Annotated in this window: 25 protein-coding genes; 4 read left to right on the plus strand and 21 right to left on the minus strand. The window is 62.1% G+C overall.

Going from position 1 to position 21,446, the window contains the following annotated elements; genetic code table 11:
- Positions 1 to 2 precede the first annotated feature (2 nt).
- The 5 genes from A9977_RS22255 to traJ are packed head-to-tail and all read right to left on the minus strand — an operon-like array spanning position 3 to position 7,269.
- Positions 3 to 2,195, minus strand: a complete 2,193-nt coding sequence (locus tag A9977_RS22255) for a DNA topoisomerase 3 (RefSeq protein ID WP_183027052.1) — start codon at positions 2,193 to 2,195, stop codon at positions 3 to 5.
- An 8-nt stretch (positions 2,196 to 2,203) separates the two neighbouring features.
- Entirely contained in the window at positions 2,204 to 2,740 is a 537-nt protein-coding gene (gene traF, locus A9977_RS22260; protein ID WP_011171726.1) for a conjugative transfer signal peptidase TraF, read from the minus strand.
- Positions 2,737 to 4,650: a type IV secretory system conjugative DNA transfer family protein gene (locus A9977_RS22265; RefSeq protein ID WP_015063532.1), complete on the minus strand. Its 1,914-nt coding sequence runs from the start codon at positions 4,648 to 4,650 to the stop codon at positions 2,737 to 2,739. Before A9977_RS22265 ends, traF begins: the two co-directional genes overlap by 4 nt.
- Positions 4,647 to 6,845, minus strand: coding sequence for a TraI/MobA(P) family conjugative relaxase (traI, locus tag A9977_RS22270; RefSeq protein ID WP_183027053.1), 2,199 nt, complete (start codon positions 6,843 to 6,845; stop codon positions 4,647 to 4,649). The genes A9977_RS22265 and traI overlap by 4 nt, the downstream gene beginning before the upstream one ends.
- Positions 6,846 to 6,879: 34 nt before the next feature.
- Positions 6,880 to 7,269, minus strand: a complete 390-nt coding sequence (gene traJ / locus A9977_RS22275; protein ID WP_104558936.1) for a conjugal transfer transcriptional regulator TraJ — start codon at positions 7,267 to 7,269, stop codon at positions 6,880 to 6,882.
- A 391-nt stretch (positions 7,270 to 7,660) separates the two neighbouring features.
- Here traJ and A9977_RS22280 point away from each other — a divergent pair, with 391 nt between their 5' ends.
- From A9977_RS22280 to A9977_RS22290, 3 genes are read left to right on the plus strand one after another with little or no spacing between them, the layout of a single operon-like run.
- Positions 7,661 to 8,062, plus strand: coding sequence for a TraK family protein (locus tag A9977_RS22280; protein ID WP_031944027.1), 402 nt, complete (start codon positions 7,661 to 7,663; stop codon positions 8,060 to 8,062).
- Entirely contained in the window at positions 8,062 to 8,787 is a 726-nt protein-coding gene (locus tag A9977_RS22285; protein ID WP_011171733.1) for an AAA family ATPase, read from the plus strand. Before A9977_RS22280 ends, A9977_RS22285 begins: the two co-directional genes overlap by 1 nt.
- A complete protein-coding gene (locus A9977_RS22290) occupies positions 8,787 to 9,224 on the plus strand; it encodes a conjugal transfer protein TraM (protein WP_011171734.1) in 438 nt (145 codons plus the stop codon). The genes A9977_RS22285 and A9977_RS22290 overlap by 1 nt, the downstream gene beginning before the upstream one ends.
- Positions 9,225 to 9,294: 70 nt before the next feature.
- Here the strand turns inward: A9977_RS22290 and A9977_RS22295 are convergent, their stop codons facing one another.
- From A9977_RS22295 to kleA, 11 genes are all read right to left on the minus strand, one after another.
- Positions 9,295 to 9,945, minus strand: coding sequence for an IncP plasmid survival protein KfrC family protein (locus A9977_RS22295; protein ID WP_220812009.1), 651 nt, complete (start codon positions 9,943 to 9,945; stop codon positions 9,295 to 9,297).
- A gap of 30 nt (positions 9,946 to 9,975) precedes the next feature.
- Entirely contained in the window at positions 9,976 to 10,320 is a 345-nt protein-coding gene (locus tag A9977_RS22300; RefSeq protein ID WP_031944030.1) for a KfrB domain-containing protein, read from the minus strand.
- 23 nt (positions 10,321 to 10,343) lie between these two features.
- Positions 10,344 to 10,946, minus strand: a complete 603-nt coding sequence (locus tag A9977_RS22305) for a Fic/DOC family protein (RefSeq protein ID WP_075116844.1) — start codon at positions 10,944 to 10,946, stop codon at positions 10,344 to 10,346.
- The gene (locus tag A9977_RS22310) at positions 10,943 to 11,167 is read right to left on the minus strand and encodes an antitoxin VbhA family protein (RefSeq protein WP_238817683.1); all 225 of its coding nucleotides are present in this window, start codon (positions 11,165 to 11,167) and stop codon (positions 10,943 to 10,945) included. Before A9977_RS22310 ends, A9977_RS22305 begins: the two co-directional genes overlap by 4 nt.
- Before the next feature lie 28 nt (positions 11,168 to 11,195).
- On the minus strand, positions 11,196 to 12,212 hold the full coding sequence (locus A9977_RS22315) for a DNA-binding protein (RefSeq protein ID WP_011171678.1): 1,017 nt from the start codon (positions 12,210 to 12,212) through the stop codon (positions 11,196 to 11,198).
- Between the two features lie 191 nt (positions 12,213 to 12,403).
- Positions 12,404 to 13,477 (minus strand): ParB/RepB/Spo0J family partition protein, encoded by a 1,074-nt coding sequence (locus tag A9977_RS22320; RefSeq protein ID WP_031944033.1) that lies wholly within the window; start codon positions 13,475 to 13,477, stop codon positions 12,404 to 12,406.
- Positions 13,474 to 14,247: a ParA family protein gene (locus tag A9977_RS22325; RefSeq protein WP_104558930.1), complete on the minus strand. Its 774-nt coding sequence runs from the start codon at positions 14,245 to 14,247 to the stop codon at positions 13,474 to 13,476. The genes A9977_RS22320 and A9977_RS22325 overlap by 4 nt, the downstream gene beginning before the upstream one ends.
- Positions 14,244 to 14,552: a transcriptional regulator KorA gene (locus A9977_RS22330; protein ID WP_031944035.1), complete on the minus strand. Its 309-nt coding sequence runs from the start codon at positions 14,550 to 14,552 to the stop codon at positions 14,244 to 14,246. The genes A9977_RS22325 and A9977_RS22330 overlap by 4 nt, the downstream gene beginning before the upstream one ends.
- Before the next feature lie 163 nt (positions 14,553 to 14,715).
- Positions 14,716 to 14,973, minus strand: coding sequence for a hypothetical protein (locus A9977_RS22335; RefSeq protein ID WP_031944036.1), 258 nt, complete (start codon positions 14,971 to 14,973; stop codon positions 14,716 to 14,718).
- A 1-nt stretch (position 14,974) separates the two neighbouring features.
- Positions 14,975 to 15,298: a KleE stable inheritance protein gene (gene kleE, locus A9977_RS22340; protein WP_075122821.1), complete on the minus strand. Its 324-nt coding sequence runs from the start codon at positions 15,296 to 15,298 to the stop codon at positions 14,975 to 14,977.
- Between the two features lie 116 nt (positions 15,299 to 15,414).
- The gene (gene kleA / locus A9977_RS22345; protein ID WP_011171685.1) at positions 15,415 to 15,672 is read right to left on the minus strand and encodes a stable inheritance protein KleA; all 258 of its coding nucleotides are present in this window, start codon (positions 15,670 to 15,672) and stop codon (positions 15,415 to 15,417) included.
- A gap of 246 nt (positions 15,673 to 15,918) precedes the next feature.
- On the opposite strand from kleA, the gene A9977_RS22350 reads away from it, so the two are divergent.
- Positions 15,919 to 16,682 (plus strand): IS5 family transposase gene (locus A9977_RS22350; RefSeq protein WP_259652097.1). Its coding sequence is split into 2 segments (ribosomal slippage): positions 15,919 to 16,234 and positions 16,234 to 16,682, totalling 765 coding nucleotides; the frame shifts between segments, so codons are not numbered across the junction.
- A 6-nt stretch (positions 16,683 to 16,688) separates the two neighbouring features.
- Here the strand turns inward: A9977_RS22350 and A9977_RS22355 are convergent.
- From A9977_RS22355 to A9977_RS22375, 5 genes are all read right to left on the minus strand, one after another.
- Positions 16,689 to 16,946, minus strand: a complete 258-nt coding sequence (locus A9977_RS22355; protein ID WP_011171686.1) for a DNA-binding transcriptional regulator — start codon at positions 16,944 to 16,946, stop codon at positions 16,689 to 16,691.
- A gap of 14 nt (positions 16,947 to 16,960) precedes the next feature.
- Positions 16,961 to 18,373 (minus strand): klcB, encoded by a 1,413-nt coding sequence (locus A9977_RS22360; protein ID WP_259652098.1) that lies wholly within the window; start codon positions 18,371 to 18,373, stop codon positions 16,961 to 16,963.
- A 47-nt stretch (positions 18,374 to 18,420) separates the two neighbouring features.
- Positions 18,421 to 18,855 (minus strand): antirestriction protein, encoded by a 435-nt coding sequence (locus tag A9977_RS22365; protein WP_011171688.1) that lies wholly within the window; start codon positions 18,853 to 18,855, stop codon positions 18,421 to 18,423.
- Between the two features lie 97 nt (positions 18,856 to 18,952).
- Positions 18,953 to 19,237: a hypothetical protein gene (locus tag A9977_RS22370; RefSeq protein ID WP_031944038.1), complete on the minus strand. Its 285-nt coding sequence runs from the start codon at positions 19,235 to 19,237 to the stop codon at positions 18,953 to 18,955.
- 1,290 nt (positions 19,238 to 20,527) lie between these two features.
- Positions 20,528 to 21,446: Tn3 family transposase (locus A9977_RS22375; protein WP_183027054.1), on the minus strand; the 919-nt coding region annotated here is incomplete at its 5' end.

The raw sequence follows: 21,446 nt of genomic DNA on the forward strand, positions 1-21,446 counted from the left end.
CATCACTCCTTCGGTTTGCTGTAATCGGGCTTGCCCTTGATGTCGGGATAGGTCTGTGTGCATGTCGGGTAGTTGCTGCAACCCCACCAGAACATGCCTTTCTTCTTGGTGCTGGCCCGCCTAGACAAGCCGCTGCCGCAAGCCATGCACTTGTGCAGCTCCGACACCTTTGGCGTCTCTCGCGGCACTGGCTTGCCGGCCTTGTCTTCGCAGGCGAACTTGCAGCCATCGGCGAAGCCGGTGCATCCCCAAAAGAACTCGTTCTTTTCCTTCTTCTTGATGCGGCGCAACGGCTTGGCGCAGAGCGGGCAAGGGTGCGTGTCAACCTTGATTGCCAGCCCGTTTTCCTTCACGCCGGCCACCTCGCCAGCGATGTAGTCCATCAGCTCGCGCACGAATGATTCGGTGTCGCGCTGGCCGGCCTGGATGGCCTTCTGCTGCTCATGCCAGAGCGCGGTCATGTCGGGGAATTTGGCCTGGTCGGGCAGGGCGTCGTAGAACTCTTCGGCCGTGGGTGTGGGCACGATGTTCTTGCCTTGCTCGACTAGGTAGGCACGCTCGAAGAGCGTGGCGATGATGCTGTCTCGCGTGGCCGGCGTCCCGATGCCGCCATGCTCGCCTTCCTTGCCCTTGTCCTTCTCCAGCAGCAGCTTGCGCAGGCGGTCGTCGCGGATGTACTTGGCAACGCGGGTCAAGTCCCCTAGCAGGGTCGCCATCGTGTAGAGCGGCTGCGGCTTCGTTTCCTGCTTGGCGGCCTCGGCATCGACGCAGACGCCGGCCTGGCCGCCGCGCAGCGTGCGTATGTCGATGGACAGGTCGTTCTCGTCGCTTTCCAGGTCTTCATTGCCCGCGTCGTTCTTGTAGAGCAAAAGCCAGCCTTGGCGCGTGGTGACGTTGGAGCGCACGGCGAAGCGGTGCCCCTCGGACTCCACCAGCACATCGGTCTGGTCGTATTGGTGCTTGGGCCAGAACTGCGCGATGTAGGCGCGGGCGATCAGCAAATAGATCTTCTGTTCCCCCTCGCTCAACGCCGCCAGGTTCGCCGTCGCCTCTGTCGGAATGATCCCGTGGTGGGCGGAAACCTTGGACGAATTGAAGGCCCGGCTCTTAATCGAGGGATCGGCCCGCTGCGCAACGGCGGCCAACATGGGCGCGGTCTGCGTGATCGCCGCCAGCACGCCCGGCGCGTCCCCGTGCTGCTCGTCGCTGAGGTATTCGCAGTCGCTGCGGTTGTACGTGATGAGCTTGTGCTTTTCGCGCAGCGACTGCGTTATGTCCTTGGTCTGGTCGGGCTTGAAACCGAACTTGCGGGAGGCATCGGTTTGCAGCTTCAACAGGTTGTAAGGCAAGGGCGGATGCTGTTCTTTCTGCTTGGTGTCGGCGCTGACGATTCGCGCAGGCTTGCCCTTGACGGCATCCGCGATGGCCTGGGCATGCTGCTCTTCGATCAGCCGGCCCTTCTCGTCCACTGGATCGGCTTCAACGATCTGATACCGCGCAGGGAAGGCAACGCCTTCGACCTCAAACCGTCCGGTGACGTTGTAGTAGTACGCCTTCTTGTGGGCCTTGAATGCCCGCGTGCGGCGCACGACAAGGCCGACGATGGGGGTCTGCACCCGGCCTACGCTCATGACGCCCTGGTAGCCCTTCTGGCGGGCCGCCAGGGTGTAGGCGCGGGTCATGTTGTAGCCGTAGAGCTGGTCGCCCACGCTGCGGGCCTCGGCGGCGGCCGACAGGCCGGCGAACTCGCGGTTGTCGCGCATGCTCTCCAGCGCCTTGCGCACAACCTTGGTGTTGTTGTCGTTGATGAGAACCCGCTTCACCGGCAGAGTGCAGCCGGCGTACTCCAGGATTTCATCGACAAGAAGCTGCCCTTCTTCGTCGGGGTCGCCAGCGTTGACGACGCTGCTGGCCTTCTTCAACAGGCCGAGAATGACCTTGAGCTGGTCCTTCGCGCCCTTGTCACCGCTGGGCTTCTTCTTCCAAGGAATATGGGACATGGGCAGGTCGTCCATGTTCCATTTGCTGTATCGCTCGTCGTAGTCCTCGGGGTCCAGCAGTTGCAGCATGTGGCCGTAGCACCAGGCCACATAGTCGCCGCCGCAGTCGTAGTACCCGTCCTTGCGGCTTCCGCCTCCCAAGCCTTCGACAATGGCTTTCGCCAGGTCGGGCTTTTCTGCAATGAACAAACGCATGGTGCCTCCTACCAGGTGATGACCGGGACGATCACGGTCTTGATTTGCGAAACGTTGACCGGCCCGAAGTAGCGGCCGTCGAACGATGTGCCGCTCACGTCCGACATAAGCAGCACCTCGGAATTGCCCAGCTCGTAGCTGTTGGTCTGGTAGCGCGGCAAGGGCCGGCCGGCCTTGTCGGTCTTGAGCGGTGCGCTCAGTGGCAGCAGTGCGCCATTCACTCGCACGCCGTCATCGGCCACGGTGACGGCATCGGCTTTAGCGGCTAAAACCTTTTTCATGAGGTAGCCGTAGCCGCCAGGGCAGAACCCGCCCCCGATGTAGCCCCGTTCCTTGGCGTCACCGAACACGCCGACTTGCGGCGGGCAAAACATGACGTAAGCGCCCTTCTCTACCGGCGCGCTGCTTGCCCAATAGAGGCCGACGGGAATGCTCTTCGTGGTGTTGACGCGGGCACCGGCTGCATAGCAGGCAACGCCCAAGGCGAGCACGGCAGCGCCGCCGATGGCGGTGCCGATGGTGATCCGTTTCAGCAAGCGGCTCATATCGTGATCCCCTCCCCTGCGGGCGCGACAAAGCTGTTACGCAGCTTGTCGCTGTTCTTCGGTGCGGGAATCGCCGCCCGCGCCTGAAAGGTCGGGTCTTGGAAATACAGCGGCTGCTTGCCGTAGATCGCGGGATAGCCCGCGACGTACACCACCATGTCGCCGGCCTTCGCAATGTCGCCGCCCTCGGTCTTGACCGGGCCGGGCATGCGCAGGCACTCATCGGGCGTGAGCAAGGGGCGCTGAACCTCCTGGATCGTCCGCGACACCTGGCCCAGCAAAGCGCTCGTGCGCCGGCCGCTGGTGGTGATCTGCTCCTTCGCTACGGTAGTCTGGCCGGTGAGCTTGGAAAGATGCTCGGCCGTCTCAACGCGGTTCGGTGGGTAGGCGTTCTGGACGTGGCAGTTCGACGTGATGCTCTCGTCGTGGCCGTAGCCGGTTTCGCGGCTCTTGAGCTGGTTAATGTCCTGGCAAATCAGGTAGCACTTGATGCCGTAGCCGGCCACGAATGCCAGCGACTCCTGCATGATTTCGAGCTTCCCCAGGCTGGGGAACTCGTCAAGCATCATCAGCATGCGGTGCTTGTAGTGCGCCACCGGCCGGCCGTTCTCGAAGTCCATCTTGTCGGCCAGCAGGCGAACGATCATGTTCACCATGACCCGCACCAACGGCCGCAGGCGGGCCTTGTCGTTTGGCTGCGTGACGATGTAGAGACTCACCGCGTTGTCGTGGTGCATCAAGTCCTTGATCTTGAATTCGGACTTGCTCACGTTGCGGGCCACGATGGGATCGCGGTACAGGGCCAAGTAGGACTTGGCGGTGGACAGCACCGATCCTGCTTCCTCGTCGGGCCGGTCCATCATGTCGCGGGCGGCAGAGCCGACAACCGGGTGGACCTGGCCGTCTACGTGGCTGTAGGTGGTCATTTCCATCCACAGCTCGCCAATGTCGCGGTTGGGGTCGGCCAGCATGGCATCGACGCCGGGCAGCGTGGCCGGCGTGCCTTCGGCCTTGGCCTTGTAGAGCGCATGCAGGATCACGCCGACAAGCAGCGCCTGGCTGGTCTTTTGCCAGTGCGATTCGAGGCCCTTGCCGTCCGGGTCAACGATCAGTGTTGCGAGGTTCTGCACGTCGCCCACTTCGTTTTCCGTGCCAAGGCGGATTTCATCGAGTGGGTTCCAGCAAACGCTACCGCTGGCCGTCGCCGGCTCGAAACGCAGAACCTTGTTCTTCGCATGCTTCTGCCGCCATCCGGCCGTCAGCGCCCACAGCTCGCCTTTCAGGTCGGTGATGACTGCGCTATGGCCCCAGGACAGCAGCGTAGGAACCACCAGACCGACGCCCTTGCCGGAACGGGTCGGCGCATAGCAAAGCACATGCTCCGGGCCGTTGTGGCGCAAGTAGTGCTGCTTGCCCTTCTTGTCGATCCACGCGCCCACGTAGACGCCTGAGCTGGCCGCCGCATCCTTGCCGGTGATGGTCTGCCAGAACGACCGCGCACGCGGGATGAGGCCGGCCGCCTGAATGTCCCTGACGTTCGCCCAGCGGGCCGAGCCGTGCAGGTACTCGTTCACCTTCGATGAATTCGCCAGCACCATCTTGGCGACAACCAGGCTGATGAGGCCCACGCCGGTAATCGTGACGCCGATGCTTCCGGCGCGCATGAAGGCGTCGGGGTACTGGCCGTACCACTTGCCGGCCCACTGGACGATTCCCCACGGCGGGTAAATGTGGTTGATGTGCGCGCCAAGCGCGGCCTGGTACTTGAAGTCATGGGCGAAGAACTGCGTAGCAGCCTGCAATCCGCCGCCAAGGGACAGCACGGCCAGCGCCGGGATGACCTTGCCAGGCCCCTCCTTCTCGGCGCGTACCTGCGGCCCTACCGCGTTGTTGAACCTGTCTTTTGTCATCTGCTACGTCCTTTCGTCGTTTTGATGGAACCCTGGGGGGTCACGGTGATGGCATCACCAACGGCAAGGCGCTTGAGGCGTCGTGCGGTCGGCTCGTCAACTGGCAGCACCATGACTTCCTCGCCGCGTTTCAGAAGGGCCAGTGATTGCCCCTCGACCTGGCGGATGCCGGCGAAAGTCGCGGCCCCGTCCTGCCCGTCAGTATAGCGGGAGTGCTTCGGTATATCGAATCCTTTAAGGCGCTTGCCTTCCCGCTCCGCTATGTATTTGTCGGCGGCAGCGGCAACCTGCGGGCTTAGTCTTCCTGGCCCAAAAATATCCCGTCGCAGGCCGTCAACTGGTTTGGCTCCTTGTTGCTCCACGTCACCAGGAACATGACGCGGCAATAGCACTTCACTTCCGCTGGCGAGCTGAACCACACCGAGTTGGGACAGTCTTCGCAGACGGTTTTGGCTTTGGGGCGGCGGCTTTCGTCCAACGCGGCCAACGTTGGGCTTGCTGGCCCGTCCGGCTGCGGCGGCGTCGGCTCGTGGCTGTCCGGCTCGGGCGGCTCCGGGGATTGCGGCAGTGGCTGGTCCACTGCCGCTAATGCCGCCTCCAGCAGCTCGTCCTCGGTCGGTTCGGTCATGGTCGTTCTCCTTCGTGGTTGCTTGGGTCAGTAGTTCTTGACGGCGGCGCTCCAGGGCGTCGTCGTCAAAGGTGATGGGTAATTTCGAGGCCGCCGCCGCTTGGGCGATCTGCTCTTTGAATGCCGGCGTGCCGCCGACGCTGATGCGGTCGCCGTAGCGATCCACTGCCATGCGCAACGCGGCTTGCATGCCGTCCTGGTCGGCCCCGCGCGAGACTTTCAGGCGGTCGCCATCGTCGCGGACGGCGGTAGGGCCGACGCGATAGATGATCGTGCCCTTCTTCGTCACGCTGTCCTGCTCTGCAGCGGCCGCCTGGGGCCGCTGCGGCCCCGTGCCGGCCACGGTGTTGCCCTTGAGGCCCTGGGCAGCATCGCGGGCGCGCAGCGCCCCTAGCGCCTCCTGGTCGCCCTCTGCGGCCTTGGCGCGCAGCCAATCGGCCCACGCACGGCGCTGGTACTTCTCATGTATCTCTTGCCGTTCCTTGAGGTACTGCTTGTTGATCTTCTCGATCTCGGCTTTCATGGTCTTGCTGGTGGCCGAATACATCAGCTTCTTGCCCACGCCGGCCCCTGAAATCAGCTTGATGGTCGAACGCTTGAGCCGCCCGCTACGCTTCGCGGCTTCAATGAGGCGGTCTTTCTTCGCCCTCGCCTTCTCCCATTCGGCCGTGCGCGATCCGCTGATGTTGAGTTGATCGGCCTTGTACTTCGCGTGCAGCTCTACCGTGTTGACACGGGACCGCACCGGCTTCTTGTCGTACTGTTTGCGCGGCTTCTGCGCTGCGCGCTCCAAGTGCTCGGCCGATGGCTCGAAGGTGCCCAGCCTTTCTTCCAGCTTGGCCTTGGAGAATTCGCGGCCGATGGAACTGGCCTTGACGGCAAGGCCGTCAGCGGCTTGGATCACGAACCCATTGCCGCGCTCGCGCAGCTCCAGGCCGTTGTCCCGCATGACCTGGTGCAGAGCCTCCCACGACTGCGCGGCCTGCATGTCTGCGGCGCATTCGCGCTTGACCCAGCCCTGCAGGCTTTCAACGCCTGCATGCCGCTCCATGTCTTGGGCACGGCCCTCCGATACCAGCTTGTTCCCCTGGTGGTTGTCGCGCTCCAGGCCGTATTCGCGTTCGAGCTTTTCGCAGAGCTGCCCGAGCGTGTGATAAGCGTTGAATGGCTCCAGGATCGTGTAGCGCGTTGGGTGAATCTTGTTGATGGCGATGTGAATGTGCAGGTTGTCGGTGTCGTGGTGAACGGCACTGACGCGCTGATGCTCGCCAAACCCCAGCCCTTCGCATATCCGCGCCTCGATGGCCTTCAAGGTCGCGTCGTCGGGTTGCTCGCCTGGCCGGAAACTGACGATCAGGTGATAAGTCTTGTCGGCCCCCGACCGGGTGTTTTGCGCCTGGGTGTTGAGGACTTCGGTGATCGCCACTTCGGGCCGGTCTGTGTGGCAGTTCGTGACAGCCACGTAGCCCACGCGCTCGTTCTTCGCCTGTTCGTCGGTGATGTACTTCACCAGACCGGCGAAGTCACTCTTCTGCACCGTCTTCATGGAAACGTGCTTTGCGATCACGGCCGCCCCCCGCAATTTTTAGCGGCTAAAGGGCTCATCGCTTCACCCTTGGAGTGACAACCTCCTGCATGACCTCGTGCATGCGGTCCTGCGTGGATTCGATCCTCGACAACAGGGCGAGGATGGTCGTCTCTCCAAACTGGAGCGTCCTCACGTCATCGGTGAGCCACAGCTTCAGCAGACCACCCAGCCGCCCAAGGTCGCCATTGATGCGAGCGAGTTCTTCAACTCGCTTGTTGTCCAGGATGCCGGGCACCTGGTAGCCAAGACCCACATTCCGCAGGTACGCCGCCACGGGAAGCCCGACCGAAGCCGCCAGTCGTTTGATTTCGGCTTCCTCGTCGGGAAGCACGGGGACGCGCAAATGCCGGCCCGCTTTGCGGGTCGGCTTTCGCGGATCGTCGCTGTTTCTTGTCTTTGCCATTGGCCTCTCTTTAGCGGCTAAAGCCGCGCACCTCAGACGGCGGTAGCCGTCAGCCTCGCAGAGCAGGATTCCCCGTTGAGCACGAAGTGCGAATAAGGGGATAGTGAAGATAGATAACCGGCTCGCCGGTTAGCTAACTTCACCTATCCTGCCCGCCTTTCGGCGGTATAAACACCAAGGAAAGCATACACCACCGCGCCGCATTTAACCGCTGTTATTGCGCTGAAAGCTAACCGATATAGCGAAAAAGCGCGTAGGATGCCTATAATCAGCCTCAATCGCCTTGTTTCAGCGCACTGTCAGCACATTGGCAGCGCTTTAACAGCGATCTTTTTGCGATCTAACGCAGTGCTAGAGTTGCACGCAATAGGAACGACATGGAAAACAAACGATGCCGAAGAGCTACCCCGAAGAGCTGGCCGAATGGGTGAAAAAACGCGAGGCAACCAGGCCGAGACAGGACAAGAACGTGGTGGCGTTCTTGGCCCTCAAGAGCGACGTGCAGGACGCAATCGCGGCCGGCTATTCGCTTCTAACGATCTGGGAGCACCTGCACGAGAAGGGGAAGATCCCGTATCGCTACGAAACCTTCTTGAAGCATGTACGCCGACACATCAAGGGCCGGCCTCCTGCGGTGGTAGACGGCCAGCCATCGACGCCACCAGACCCGCCACGTCCACCCGCTGCAGGCAAGACCGCTGCACCACGGCCGCAACAACCAACGAAGTCAGCGCCACCAGCTCCGGCCGGCTTCAAATTTGACTCTCAACCGAAAAAAGAGGATTTACTGTAATGGCGAAAATTCACATGGTTCTGCAAGGCAAGGGCGGGGTGGGCAAGTCGTTCATCGCGGCCACCTTGGCACAGTACAAGGCAAGCAAGGGTCAGAAGCCACTCTGCATCGACACGGACCCGGTGAACGCCACGTTCGCCGGCTACAAAGCCCTCGGGGTGAAGCGCCTCCAGATCATGGAAGGCGACGAAATCAACCCGCGCAACTTCGATACCTTGGTCGAATTGGTTGCGCCGTCGAAGGATGACGTAATCATCGACAACGGGGCCAGCTCGTTCGTGCCGCTTTCGCACTACCTCATCAGCAACCAGGTGCCGGCACTCCTGGCAGACATGGGGCATGAACTGGTCGTGCATACGGTCATCACGGGCGGCCAGGCTCTTCTTGACACCGTGAGCGGCTTTTCGCAGCTCGTGAGCCAGTTCCCCACGGAAGCAATTTTCGTGGTGTGGCTGAATCCGTATTGGGGGCCGATTGAGCACGAAGGTAAGGGCTTTGAACAGTTGAAGGCATACACGGCCAACAAGGCCCGCGTTTCGGCCATCGTGTCGATTCCAGCCCTCAAGGAAGAAACCTACGGCCGCGATCTGAGCGACATGCTGCAGGAACGTTTGACGTTTGATGAAGCCCTGGCGATGGACTCCCTCACGATCATGACCAGGCAGCGGCTCAAGATCGTGAAGGGCCAGCTCTTCGGCCAGCTCGATAGCGCAGCGGTGCTGTGATGGCCGACCAGGTAGAGGAACTCATCAAGGAGATTGCCGCGAAGCACGGCATAGCCGTCTCGCGTGATGATCCGATCCTGGTCCTGCAGACGATCAACAACCGGCTGATGCAGGACAGCTCCAAGGCGCAACAGGCCCAGCTCGATCAGTACAAGGAAGAGCTGGAGGCCCTGGCGCTCCGCTGGGGGACGGACGCCAAAGACAAGGCCGAGCGCATCCTGAATGCGGCACTGACCGCAAGCAAAGGGGCGATGGACAAGGCCATGCAGGAGAACGCCAAGAGCACGGCCGCCACGGTGCGCGCCGAGGTCGATGCAGCCTTGGGCCGTGTCGCTGGCCAGGTCAAGGATGCGCGGCGGATCGGCCTGCTGAACGTGCTTGCATCGTGCATCACGCTCGCGGCGGCGGCGGTTGCGTTGTGGGTAGCGCTGCGATAGCGCAGCGCCTGCAGGCGCGCATAAAAAAGCCCGGCATCGCCGGGCTTCTTTTTTTGGGGATGCGGCGCAGCTAGCGCGCCTGCGAAAGCCCTAGCCGCACGCCTCGGCCGGTTCGTTCGATCTGCTCTCGACGCTCGCGGTCCTGAGCCTGCTTTTTCTCCTGCTCTTCCTTGCGCTGGAGGGCTTCGTGCCGGCGCTGCGCTTCGCGCATGTCGGCCCATTCGCTGGCAAGCTCTGGCTCTTGAGCACGCAGCTTTCGAGCGGCAAGCTCTTCGATACGGGGGGAATGGATGCCCATGCCCTCCTTGATTTCACGGACGGTTTCTAGCCGTCCGTGCAGGCGCTGCAAGGTGGCTTGCTGCTGCTGCATCTGCTGTTGCCACTTGGCACGGGTCGAGGGCAAAGCAAGCATGCCCGGCTGCTTGGCCTGCGCCTGCTGCATCCGGGATTCTTGCCGCTCGATCAGGTCTTCAAGCCGGTCCTCGATCCTTTCCGCCTGGTCGTGCTTCGCCTCGACCTGCGCCGCGAAAGCGGCGCTGTATTGAGACTCCAAGGGGGAGGCTTCAAGCAAGGCCGCTTGCTCGGCCTGGGCCTCCAGGGCGCGATCCTGCAGGGCGTCGGCTTGGACCTCTGCGTCTGCGCCGGCCTGGCGGGCACCGGCAAGCGTGGCGCGGGCGGTTTGCTGCGTCTGCTGCTGCAGTCGTTCCCTGGGAATGCTCATGGCCTTGGCTCCTTTTTAGCGGCTAAAGTTTCATCGGGACAACCCTCGCCCCAGCTTGATGGATGACGGGGCGACTTGCGCCTTGTCACCATCGTATTTGATGCTGGAATTGCTCCCGATTTCAGGTACTTTATCGAAATTCGCCCGGTCATGCTGGACGAACTGTTTGCCGACCTGTTGATACACATGATCCTTGTCGGCATGGACGATCACTCCATCGTGGCTCTGGCTCTTGTCGGCCTTGGTGGATAGGTGGATGTTGTATATCCCCGGCTTGATCGTGCCGGCTTTTTCGACCTTATCCGTGGCCCACTGTCCTCCCTGCTCGCTCTGAACGAGCCTCTGCCCGTTCATCACAAGAAGGCGCTGTTTCATTCCAATACTCCTAGACTCATGGGTTAAAAAAAAAGCTGGTCTGGCATGCCAGCGCGAATAAGGCCAGCCATACCGCTTGAGTCGCCGTTGTAGGCTTCGATTGACGCCTGGGTCATGCGGGCCTGACTGACCCCGCTCCAGTCGATCCTGTGGCCCGCCTGCTGGGCCAGTTGCCCGATGAACTCACGCTGCGTCCTGCCGTTCCCTTCACGGAAGGGATGAAGCACGTTGATTTCCCCGAGATAGTGGCCGGCCCGCTTGCTGAACTCGTCGGCATCGAGGCCGCGCAAGAGCTGTTCCTTGGCAAGCTGCCCAAAGAGCTGCTGCGCCGCGCTCTGGATCGCAACCTGCCGGGCAAACATGGTGCTGCCTTTCGAGATTTCGACCTGGCGGATTTGGCCCGCCCAGTCGTACACGTCGCCAAAAAGGCGCTTGTGAATTCGCTGCAGGTGCGCTAAATCGAATTTGCCTTTAACGGGCTGCTCGCGCAATTCGCTGGCCCGCAAAAAGGAAAGGGTGGATTCGGCTTTATCGAGTCCACCCTGTTCCTTGATTCCAAGGAGATTGCGGAGAACACCCGTTTCGCTGTCCAGGTAAGGATCGCCACGATCCCCGGCGTATTTCATGCCATTTCTAGCCGCATGCGCGCCTTGTACTGGTCCACGGCGGCACCGATGGTCATCTCGCCACGCGCCCAGCGCTCGGCGTCGGCCACGGCCTGCGCATCAGGCTCTAAGCCCTCGATGCGCTGGCTCGCAAGGGCGCTTTGCACCACGGCGCGGCGCTCGGTCTGTTCCTGCTCTGCGATCATGATTTTTGCCCCTCGGATGTAGCTGCCAAACAACATGCCATTTTAGCGCAAAACCCCCGAAATATCAGTCCTTTTTGGTACGTGAAACGGCCTTATCGGCTTTTTCCGAGTCTCGGAATGCGGCCATCAATTGCGTGTGCTGCTCCTTGAAGGCTTCGAGCTGGCCGCGCAGCCCTGCCGCCTCTTCCCGCGCCGCAGCCGCGTCCCGCTGCGCCTGGTCGCGCTCGGCCTGGGCACCAGTGAAGCGCTCGACCATGCGCGCCGCTTCCTGGGCGGCCGTCTTGCGCTGCTCCTGGTGCGCCTCTGCCTGGGACTCCGCACGGGCCTTGACGCCGGCCAGCTCGCTCCGCAACGCCTCGACCTGGACCTGAGCCTGGCGCAGTTGGTCGGCCAGCTTGACGCCTTCGGCCTCGGCCAGCTCCTGGCGCTGCTGCACCTTGTCGCGTTCGGTGCGCAGGCTATCGGCCGTGGCCTTGGCCTGGGCGGCGGCAGTCTCGGCCTCGGCGTGCGCGTGATCGAGTTCGGCGCGCAGTTCACCCGCCCGACGCTCAATTTCTTCGGCCCGGCCCTCGGCCACGGCGGCCCGCTGCTGCATGCCTAGCAGGGCGGTATGCCCTTCCTCGATCTGCTGCCGGCTCGCCTCGGCCAGCTCGGCCGCCTGGCGAGCCGCCGCCTCCAGCTCGGCAATGCGGCCCTGCGCCGCCTCCAGCTCGGCCGCCTGCGACTCGTAGGCATCGGCCATCTGCTTGTTCAGCGTCTCGGCCTCGATGCGCTCCGCGTCCCAGCCCGCTTGCGCAGCCCGAAGGGACTCGTTCGCCAGCTCCTGAGCCTCCTTCCACAAGGACGCCAGCGCGGCGCTGCTGGCCTGCTGAACGGCCTCGGGCACCTGGACGGCCACCGGGGCCGCCTGGGCGGTCTGCGCACGCCGCCACTCCTTCATGCCGGCGCTGGCGTCGTTCATGTTGACGCGGGCGACCTTCCGCACGGCATCGACCGTGGGAAAGGCGGCCCGGCCGGCCTGCTCGTAGAGCGAATCAGCGGCGGCAAAGATGCGGTCGCGGGTGTCTTTGGCGAGTTCCATGGTGCGCGGCTCCGGGTTGAATAATACGATAAGAAGAATAATATTCTTATTATTCTTACCTGTCAAGCGTTTAGCTAAACTTTTTTTAGCGGCTAAAACTGTGGGACGAAAAAAAGCCCGCCGGGAGCGGGCGGGCTTGTGGGGTGCGGCGTGGGGCCTGGGCGCGGCCCTGTGGGGGAATCAGGGTTTGTTTAGCCTTCCAGCAGGGCCACCAGGGTGACGCTGCTCAAGTTGGCTTCAAACTCCTGGCCGTCATCCTCGTACTTCAACCAGGCGAAGCCCTCGGCCGGTGGGCGACGGTTGAGGATCAGCCGGGCAGGGCGTTCGTTGTGCTGCACCTGGACAATGGCCTTTTTCAGCTTGTCGGGGTCGGGCTCCTTCTCTTCCTTCTTGGAGTCAGAACCTGAACCCTGCTCGCCGTCGCCAGCTTCGGCGTCCGTCTTTCCGGTGAGTACGTCTACCGTATTCGGATCGCGGTCGTCGTCCTCGTGCTTGCGCTTGTCGTCCAGGAACTCGCGCAGCAGCTTGACCGAACCCCGCGTGATTTCCTGGTTCTCGTCTTCCAGCCAGTCCGTGACCTCCTGCGGCTTCTTCTTGAACGCCGTCACCAGCTCGTTGACCACGGTAACGTCCTTGACGCGGCCCGAGTTGAACGCCTCGGCAATGGGATCGGGCAAGTCCAGCAGCGCGGCATGCTGCGTCACGAAAGCGGGCGACTTGCTGATGGCCTTGGCAATCTCGCCCTTCTTGACTCCCTTCGCCAGCTCGCGGCCGATGTAGTCGGCAATCTCGCGGGCCGTCAGTTCATTGCGCTGCAGGTTCTCCACCACCTGGTCGGCCTCGTTGTAGTCGTTGTCGATAAAGCCGGGGATCGTGGCCTTGTCGGCTCGCTTCGAGCCACGGAAGCGGCGTGCGCCGTGGTTGATGAGGTAGCGACCAGGCGCATCCGGGTTGTCGCGCACCGAAATAGGGGTCTTGACGCCACGGAGGCGGATCGAGGCGGCCAGCTCGTCCAGGCTCTCGTCCGAGAAACCGGGGTTGTCCTCGGTGCGCGGCTGGTGCGGGTCTTCATCAATCAGGCCCATATCCAGGTCCAGCGGACCGCCACCGTTCGCGGCGGCCGTAGGGCCGGCCAGGAGCGCCGACAGGTCGCCCATGCCCTCCAGGCCCAGGCCCCCGGCTTGCGGCTTCGCCTCGGCCTCGGGAGCGGCCTTCGCAGGCGTCTTCGACTTGGGGGCGGTCTTCTTGTTTGCGGCGGTGCTCATTGCGCGATCTCCATCTTTTCAAAAACATAGGCGGCCAAAGCGCGAACTTCGTGCGTGGCCTTGCGGGCGGCGGTCTTCCTGATCTTCCAGACGGGCACCCCGGACGCCAGGGCGTCGGCAATGCTGCTGCGCAGGCCGATGCTGGCCGGCGCCATCAGCTTCGGATAGGCCGCCTGTAGCTCGACCTGGTGGCGCACATGGCGCGGGTTCCTCGCGTCTACCTTGGACGGCACCATGCCCAGGAACTGCAGGCCGGCGTTCTCCTTGCGGACGTTCATGATCGTGGTCAGCATCATCTTGATGCCCTGAATGCTGTACGCCTCCAGCTCGATAGGGGACAGCACGCAATCGGCTGCGTAGAGCGCGGCCACCAGGGCAACGCCAAGGCCGGGTGCCGTGTCGATCAGGCACACGTCGAACCCTTGGCCGGCCAGCGCCTTGAGGTTGGCTTTCAGGTTCTGCTTGGCCTTGTCCAGCGGCAGAAAAACGGCATTGGCCAGCTCGGGATCTGCTTCGATCAGGGCCAGGCGTGCGCCGTCGCCATCGGCCGCGGCTGCACCTCGCCAGCCATCGGCCGGCACCGGGCCAAAGAAGCCGCTCGCCCGAGCCTCGATCTTGTACTGCGCCAGGGTGAAGGAGGCATTGGCTTGCGTGTCCAGGTCGATCACGGCAACGCGAAGGCCACGCTCCAGGAAGTCGAACGCCAGGTGAACAACACTCGAAGTCTTCCCGACTCCGCCTTTCTGTTGAGCGACGACCAGGGTTTTCATTTCTTGGGTTCCTTCTTCTTTGTCGCCGCGTCCTCGGCCCACTTCTTGACGATGAACGCCTGATGCTCCGGCAGCACTGCCGAAACCCGCTCGTACCCCTGGGGTACGTTCTTGGACGAAAACGCCGTCCACACCCTGCTCACGGCCTGCGAGACTGCCCCTTTGGTCAGTCCCAGCGACGTGATGAAAGCCGCTTGCGGCTGGCCCAAGACCAGCACGCCCCGCGCTATTTCGATGGTCTGCTGGCCCACGTCCAAGCCCTTTATGCACGCCTGGAACTGGGCTTCGGTTAGCCGTTTCTTCATGGATTGCACCCATATCATTGACTCCGCGCCTAGTTAAAAAAAGCTGGTGACAGCCAGCACCCATAAGACAAAGTTTAGCTAAACTTCGTCCACGAGTCAAGCGTTTTAGCCGCTAAAATTTTCTTTGGCACGAAAAAAAAGGCCCGATAAAACGGGCCACCTGTCAATGCGCTTTTGCCTGGCGGATTGCGCGTACTGCCGCACCCTTGGCAAGCGCTTCCCGCCAGCACTCGGAATCGAGACTGCACGCGCTGCGCGTAGTGCCGTCCGGCATGTCGTAGAACACAGCCGGGCGGCTCTCGATGAGGCTTTCGATGCGCAAGGCCGATGCATCAAGCCCAAGGTCGCCCGCAATCACGGCCAGCGCCTCACGTCGCTCGTCTTCCTCCTTGGCGTTCAACCGGGCCGCGTTCTTCGTCATGTCAAATTCCTTTGGGCTTGTAGATGGATACGAAATAGGTCAAGGCCACCAGCACCGCGAAGTGCGCGAGGAACGTCCAGCCGGCGAAAACGCCCGGCGTGTTCCAGTGGTAGACCATGCGGATGAACTGAAAAAACACGTCAATCGAGACGATCCATTTCAGCAGCGGCCACACCAGGACGACGACAACCCAAACGGCCTTGACCACTGGCGCGAACAGGCCCCGGCGCGGCGCGGCAGGCGCTGGCTTCTCCTGCGCTGCCGGCTCCGGTGCGACCTCGGCGGGTGCCTCGGCCTTGCCTGGAAACTTGATGATGTTCGTCATCGCTTGACCCCTTTTCGCATTGCCTATCCAATGCAGGGTGCAACCGCGCCTATGGTTGGGCCTTTGGTGTGACAGCACCAGGGCCGAATGCCCCGGATCACTCCGGGGCGTTCCTCCTACCAATCAGCTCGGCGCTTCGCCTGCTCTACTTCCTCATAACCCCATTTCCCCTTGGCGTCGCCCTCCAGGCTCAACGCTGCGTAGTACGCCTTGGCGCGCAGCTCGGCCGCCTTGTTCAGCAACCCCGTTGCTTGCTCTGTCAACGCCGCTGCTTCGTCCATCACTACAGCGATTTGATCGCGTCGAGCGGGAAAGTCGGTAGCGGGTGCGCCTGCAAGTTGATCGACCCACGGCATGATCGGTGCCTTGTTCATCGGATGGTTCTCCGGTTATTGACCTGAGCGGTATGCCCGGCCTTCTAAGTAACATGATAGGGCAAAATGCCCTAGCTGTCAACTGATTTAACGAAAATAGTTTAGCTAAATTGCCGTGAAAATCTTCTTCCTTGGCGTAAAAATCCGGCGCAGCCGGGGTATTCATGGCTTTAGCCGCTAAAGCGGCTAGCTAGGGCGTGTTAACACTAATAGCGATTGCGTCCACTGCGGCGGATACTTCGGGGCATGGAGATCACACCCGAGCAATTCGCCACGATTGAGCACTGCCTGCCCAAGCAGCGTGGCAACGTCAGCCTGAGCAATCTGCAGGTGGTCAATGCGATCCTCTACGTGGCCGAGCATGGCTGCAAGTGGCGCGGACTGCCCAAGCGGTTTGGCAACTGGCACACCATCTACACGCGCATGAACCGCTGGACCAAGGCCGGTGTACTTGATCGCATGTTCGAGGAGTTGCAGCGAGCGCAGGTCGTGCGAATCAAGATCGAAGCAGTCTCGCTGGACTCCACAAGCATCAAGGTCCATCCCGACGGCACAGGGGCACTAAAAAAAACGGTCCGCAGTCCATCGGAAAGTCCCGAGGTGGATGGAACACCAAGATTCATATGGTTGCCGCGGATGCTCGAACGGCCGTGACGTTTTCGCTCTCGCCTGGGCAGGCGCACGACGCACCCGAAGGCCGGCGCCTGCTCAGCAGTCTTGGGCCGACCAGCAGACCGGTGCATTTGTTGATGGACCGTGCCTACGAAGGCAACGAGACACGGCAGCTGGCACTGGATCTGGGTTTCATTCCGGTGGTGCCACCAATGAAGACGCGGATCGAACCGTGGGACTACGACCGCGAGATGTACAAGCGCCGCAATGAGGTGGAGCGGTTGTTCCGTCGACTCAAAGGCTATCGCCGTATCTTCTCGCGGTTCGAGAAACTCGACCTCATGTTCCTGGGCTTCATCAGCTTCGTGCTCGTCGCTGATGGACTGAGGATGTGTTAACAGGCCCTAGTCCTTCTTCCAGATTTGGCCCAAATTGCCGAAGTCGCACAGCAAGGCCCATGCGGCATAAGGGATGGCCGAATCCCCGCCGATCCAGCGGCGCACGGTTCTATCGCCCTTCGCCCCCAGCCCGAGGGCTTTCGCGGCTTGGCCTCCCGTGAAGCCCGCCGCTTTCAGCGCCTCGCGCACCTCTTCGCCGGTCGGCTGCTCCCAGCCGTCGTTTGCGGGCCGCAGGCATTCAAGCCTGATATTTGCCTCTGACATTGCATTGCTCCTGGTCATAGGATGCGCAAGGCATCCATGCTGTAAATCGACTCGATACAGCGCGGGTCTGAATCCACCACGCGCCGCCCATTCCGGTTGATTTTGTACGTTACGGGTCGATCCTCATGCGCGAACACCTGGCGGGTGTCTGCGGCAACTTTGGTCACGACCACTTTTTTGCCTATGTCCTTGGCGAAAACAGGATGGTGGACGCTCTTGATCTGGCACCGAACGCCCTTGAAAAACGCCTCTGTCGCCGGGGGTTCCTCGTAGTAGTAGTCGTCGCTCTCGGCAGCAGGGGAGGGCGCTACGTCTTCTTCCTTGGCGTCGATCCGGGCCGGCACGGCCTTGGCGGCCCCCCTGGCCGCCTTGACTTTCAGGCGCGCAGCTTCGGCCCACTTCTTGACGATGAATGCCTGGTGCTTGGTCAGGACGGCATCCACCAGCACGAACCCGGACGGCAGTGGTTCGGCCAGGTCATCGGCTCCCACCGGCTCGATGGCCCGCGCCCGCCTGGGCGGTTGCGCCATGCCAGCCAGCCAGGGGCGCACCGGCTTGGCGGCATGCCTGTTTTGCGCTTCGGCTGTCAGGTAGCGACGATGCGCTTTGACTTTGAGATAGCCGGCGAACACGGCGGCGGCCACCTGGTCAACGGTCATCCCGCCCTGTGCCGTCTCGAAATGCGAACGGTAGCCCGTCTCGGAGATAAATGGCCCGTCCAGGTCAACGACATGGAACGCGAAATGCCGATCCAGCAGCGAACCAAAGCCATCGCCGACTTCCACCAGGCAGCGCACGCCGGCCGACTCCATCAGGAATTCCCCCGACTGGCCCCACATCGGCACCACGCCAGGCGCGGCGCTGCAATGCAGCTCGATCAACGTGCCGGCCGCCTCGGGGTTCGCGCCATCCTTGCAGCCTTGGTACGTGCCGCCGTTGAGCTTCCAAATGCTCGCGTCGTAACGATTCGCGGCTGCTTCGGCGGCAGCGCCGTCGCTGGCCAGCACGGCCGCGTGACAAGCGGCCACGGCCTCGGCCGCGACCGCCAGCAGGCCGGCCCGCTCTTCGGGCAGCTCGGCCGCCAGGTCCGCCGCCGCCTCGTCGCGCTCGCGTAGTCGCTCCTCGACGCCCCCGGCCTTCTTGGCGCGTTTCTTGGTCTTCACGGCGGCCGGCGCTGCCGGCGTCGGATGCTTGACCAGGTGCGAGTCGATGCACTCCGGTTTTCGGTCGTCGTCGCAGAAACGCAGGCCGTCCACCACGCAGCAGCCCGGCAGGGGGTATTGCATCCAGTATTCGGGCTCGGGGTAGGGGTGCAGCAGCTCGCCGCACGCATGGCAGCGCTCGGCTGCGCCCACGTCCCCATCCGCGAGAAGGCGGCCGGCCTCGATGGCCGCATTGCGCCGGTCGGTTCTGTCTTCATGATCCATGATCGCGCTCCAGGTGGCTCCAGCCTTTCGGCTGGAGCCGGCCCCCTTTAGTCGATCGCTCGGAAGATTTCTGCGGCCTCGGCGTGGTCGCGTGCGAAGTCGCGCAGGAAGTGGTAGCGGTCGATCAGCACATCCGCCACGTCCGTGCCCTGGTTGTCAGCGGCAAGCTGGCCCAAGGTGAACAGGGTTGCGACGATGCCGGCCGCATCGGCCGACAGCTCGCCGCTGTACCCGTTCCCGTCGACCTCCAGGCACAGCCGGCCAGTCAGCTCGGGCGCGAGATAGAACCCGCCGTTGCTCAGTTCGTAGTAGTTCCAGAACCCGCCGTTGTAGTCTTCACTGAGCCGGCGCAGCCAGGCATACACCAGCGATTCGCCGCGCATCATCAGGCGCGGTCCGAAGTAAGTAGGTAGGAAGGTAAGCCGGCGATTGCTGGCGACCAGGGACGCGGTGACGGGTTGGTTTGCTTGGGTGTCGTTCATCGGAATTCTCCGGTTGTTGACCTGGGCGAAATGCCCGGCCTTCAAAATGAATTATAGGGCAAAATGCCCTAGTTGACAAGCAATTTAGCTAAACTTTTTAGCCGCTAAAGAGGGAATCGTTGGCCGCTTTGGCTTGGCCGCGCTCGACGGCCTGGGTGATGCGTTCCTTCACGGCCTCGACAGCCTTGCGGAACTGCTCCAGGTCGTAGGGCGTGGCGCGCTTGCATTCGCAGTGCTCGACCTCGGCCAGCACGCGGCCGGCGACGGCTCGCCAGTTGTCCAGCTCGTGGGCACCGACGCAGGCGTGGTAATCGACGTTCGCCAGTCGAAACAGGTGATCGGCCTCGGCACGAAAGGCGGCCACTTTCAAAGTCTTGCTCATCGGAAATGCTCCGGTTGTTGACCTGGGCGAAGCGCCCGGCCTTGCCATCAATTATAGGGCAAAATGCCCTAGTCCGTCAACCTGTACCCGCGTTTCTTTGACACTTGAGGGGCCACTTCTCCCAGCAATCCGGCTAACGGTCGCCGGCCCTTTCCCCCTTGGAGTAAAACCTTGCGGCCGTTGCGCTGCACAGTCCTTCCATCTTGGCCGCGATGGTTGTGCGGCATGGACAGTTGCAGGAGTCCAGAGGGGCGCAGCCCCTTTGGGCATAGCGCAGCGACCTGGAGACGAAATTAGGGCTGTTGCAGGCGCTTGCGCCTGTTTGGTAGCCCTCTGCGCCGTCAGGCGCAGCTCGAATGCAGGTGAGGCCGAAGGCCGAGGGGCGCAGCCCCTGGGGGGGATGGGAGGCCGCTTGCGGCCGGGTGGGATCGAGAAGGGGGGTCTCCCCCCTTCGGCGCGTGCTTTTTAAGCACGCAGGTTAATAACTACGGTTTATTAAATTCGGTTTAGAAAGCGGTTATAAAGCGGTTAGCGCATCGGAAAACATGCCGTAAGTCGTTGATACGCCAAGAAAAAAGCAAAACCGCTGCCCCTCAAGTGTCTAGGGTGCGCCCCTCAAATGTCTGTAGTTGGCCCCCCAAGTGTCAAGGAAGCCGCCCCCCAAGTGTCTAGGGTTGCGCCCCTCAAGTGTCTATAGAAATCGGGCTTTTCCACAGGCTTATGCACAGTTCCTGTGCATAACTTGACCGCGGCGAGCGCCTGCAGGCACTTGGCCAAGCCTGGCCAGGCTGAAAACTGACGTTTGCCCCTCAAGTGTCTGCAGTGCGCCGGGGTACTCTGCCCCCCAAGTGTCAATGAACGCCCCCCAAGTGTCACGGTGGGCCGATTTGTCCACAAGCCGCCCACAGGGCGCGGGTGGATCTTCGGCAGACCTGGCCCCCGGGCAGGGATCGGCCGGCCTTGGATGGCCGCTTGCGGCGGCCGTATGGCCCGCTGGCGGGCCTGCAGCCCAGCGGCGAGGGGCATGGACCCGGTGAGCGTCGGAAAGGCGCTGGAAGCCCGCAGGGGTCGAGACGCGGAACGTGGCTCGATGCGCAGCACGACATAGCCGGTTTTCGCGCCCGCGAAAATTCCCCGTCCCTGGCTTGGGGTCTCCTCGTTTTCAGTGCAATAAGTGACGGTACGAAAAGCTAGCACTGGCGCGGAGGTGGTGTTGGTAGATCGTTGATTTCATTGACTTTCCTGTTCACTTTCAAATCTGCGATTCGTGGCGTCAAACCGTGGTCGGTTTCATCCATTGGTGCCAGTTATCGATGCATTTGGCCGCGAAGGCAGGATTTGGTCAGCATAGCGGTCAACCGGGAAGCGAAACACACCCCGCAAGTTGATGCTCTCCAGCCTGGTGGGCGCAATCTTCCCGATCAGTTCCGGTGGAATGACCTGGCGGCGGTTCGACCAGCGATCCAGGACCGCCTGCATCTGTGAGGTATTCCACGCCATCACGATGTTGGCCATCAGGCTCAACGCATCGGCCACAGCCTGCATTTCATCGACACGTTTGGCCTGCGCCGGGCTGATCCGGCCGGTATAAATGGCGCGCTTGAGGGCGTTAACAGCCTCGCCCCGATTGAGCACCCGGCGCAACTCGTTCCTGAAAGCGTCCTTGACAAAGTAGTCAGCCAAAAACGCCGTACGCAGCAACCGCCCCAATTGCACGCCAGCCTCATAGATTGGATCGCCCTGGGCGGCAGAACCGAACCGCGCAAGAGCTGCCACCGCACTGGCATGTCCGCTCATGACCGAGGCTGCCAGGTGCACCAGACTATCCCAATGCTTTTCGATCAAAGCGACGTCGACATTGGCTTCGCACACCGCAGCGATTTCTGCGGGCACTTTGGTGCCGCGTGGCACAAAGAGGTGGCGCTGTTTGAGTTCCTTCAACCGCGGGCAAAGATCAAAACCAAGCAAACGGGCATGTGACATGGCAAAGTCGGTGTAGCCATGGGTATCCACAGCAAGCTGGCTGGTCTCCAGCTTTTCTTGGCGGATGACACCTTCAATGGCCACGCCCGCCTGGCGCTCATTGAGCACAAAGGGCTGCGCATGGAAGATGCCCCACCGGTCTTTTACATGGGAGTAGATTCCAATGGAAGGTGTGTTGCGCCGAGGATCAAGCCGGGCTTGCCACACCCGTTTGGTGGTCTCCATG

The sequence above is a fragment of the Variovorax sp. UMC13 genome, assembly GCF_014170375.1.
Taxonomy (GTDB): Bacteria; Pseudomonadota; Gammaproteobacteria; order Burkholderiales; family Burkholderiaceae_C; genus Variovorax.

Bases quoted from the DNA above. Each gene is read 5' to 3' on its own strand.
- A9977_RS22255 (WP_183027052.1), bottom strand. From the start codon at position 2,195: ATGCGTTTGTTCATTGCAGAAAAGCCCGACCTGGCGAAAGCCATTGTC.
- traF (WP_011171726.1), bottom strand. From the start codon at position 2,740: ATGAGCCGCTTGCTGAAACGGATCACCATCGGCACCGCCATCGGCGGC.
- A9977_RS22265 (WP_015063532.1), bottom strand. From the start codon at position 4,650: ATGACAAAAGACAGGTTCAACAACGCGGTAGGGCCGCAGGTACGCGCC.
- traJ (WP_104558936.1), bottom strand. From the start codon at position 7,269: ATGGCAAAGACAAGAAACAGCGACGATCCGCGAAAGCCGACCCGCAAA.
- A9977_RS22280 (WP_031944027.1), top strand. From the start codon at position 7,661: ATGCCGAAGAGCTACCCCGAAGAGCTGGCCGAATGGGTGAAAAAACGC.
- A9977_RS22285 (WP_011171733.1), top strand. From the start codon at position 8,062: ATGGCGAAAATTCACATGGTTCTGCAAGGCAAGGGCGGGGTGGGCAAG.
- A9977_RS22290 (WP_011171734.1), top strand. From the start codon at position 8,787: ATGGCCGACCAGGTAGAGGAACTCATCAAGGAGATTGCCGCGAAGCAC.
- A9977_RS22295 (WP_220812009.1), bottom strand. From the start codon at position 9,945: ATGAGCATTCCCAGGGAACGACTGCAGCAGCAGACGCAGCAAACCGCC.
- A9977_RS22300 (WP_031944030.1), bottom strand. From the start codon at position 10,320: ATGAAACAGCGCCTTCTTGTGATGAACGGGCAGAGGCTCGTTCAGAGC.
- A9977_RS22305 (WP_075116844.1), bottom strand. From the start codon at position 10,946: ATGAAATACGCCGGGGATCGTGGCGATCCTTACCTGGACAGCGAAACG.
- A9977_RS22310 (WP_238817683.1), bottom strand. From the start codon at position 11,167: ATGTTGTTTGGCAGCTACATCCGAGGGGCAAAAATCATGATCGCAGAG.
- A9977_RS22315 (WP_011171678.1), bottom strand. From the start codon at position 12,212: ATGGAACTCGCCAAAGACACCCGCGACCGCATCTTTGCCGCCGCTGAT.
- A9977_RS22320 (WP_031944033.1), bottom strand. From the start codon at position 13,477: ATGAGCACCGCCGCAAACAAGAAGACCGCCCCCAAGTCGAAGACGCCT.
- A9977_RS22325 (WP_104558930.1), bottom strand. From the start codon at position 14,247: ATGAAAACCCTGGTCGTCGCTCAACAGAAAGGCGGAGTCGGGAAGACT.
- A9977_RS22330 (WP_031944035.1), bottom strand. From the start codon at position 14,552: ATGAAGAAACGGCTAACCGAAGCCCAGTTCCAGGCGTGCATAAAGGGC.
- A9977_RS22335 (WP_031944036.1), bottom strand. From the start codon at position 14,973: ATGACGAAGAACGCGGCCCGGTTGAACGCCAAGGAGGAAGACGAGCGA.
- kleE (WP_075122821.1), bottom strand. From the start codon at position 15,298: ATGACGAACATCATCAAGTTTCCAGGCAAGGCCGAGGCACCCGCCGAG.
- kleA (WP_011171685.1), bottom strand. From the start codon at position 15,672: ATGAACAAGGCACCGATCATGCCGTGGGTCGATCAACTTGCAGGCGCA.
- A9977_RS22355 (WP_011171686.1), bottom strand. From the start codon at position 16,946: ATGTCAGAGGCAAATATCAGGCTTGAATGCCTGCGGCCCGCAAACGAC.
- A9977_RS22360 (WP_259652098.1), bottom strand. From the start codon at position 18,373: ATGGATCATGAAGACAGAACCGACCGGCGCAATGCGGCCATCGAGGCC.
- A9977_RS22365 (WP_011171688.1), bottom strand. From the start codon at position 18,855: ATGAACGACACCCAAGCAAACCAACCCGTCACCGCGTCCCTGGTCGCC.
- A9977_RS22370 (WP_031944038.1), bottom strand. From the start codon at position 19,237: ATGAGCAAGACTTTGAAAGTGGCCGCCTTTCGTGCCGAGGCCGATCAC.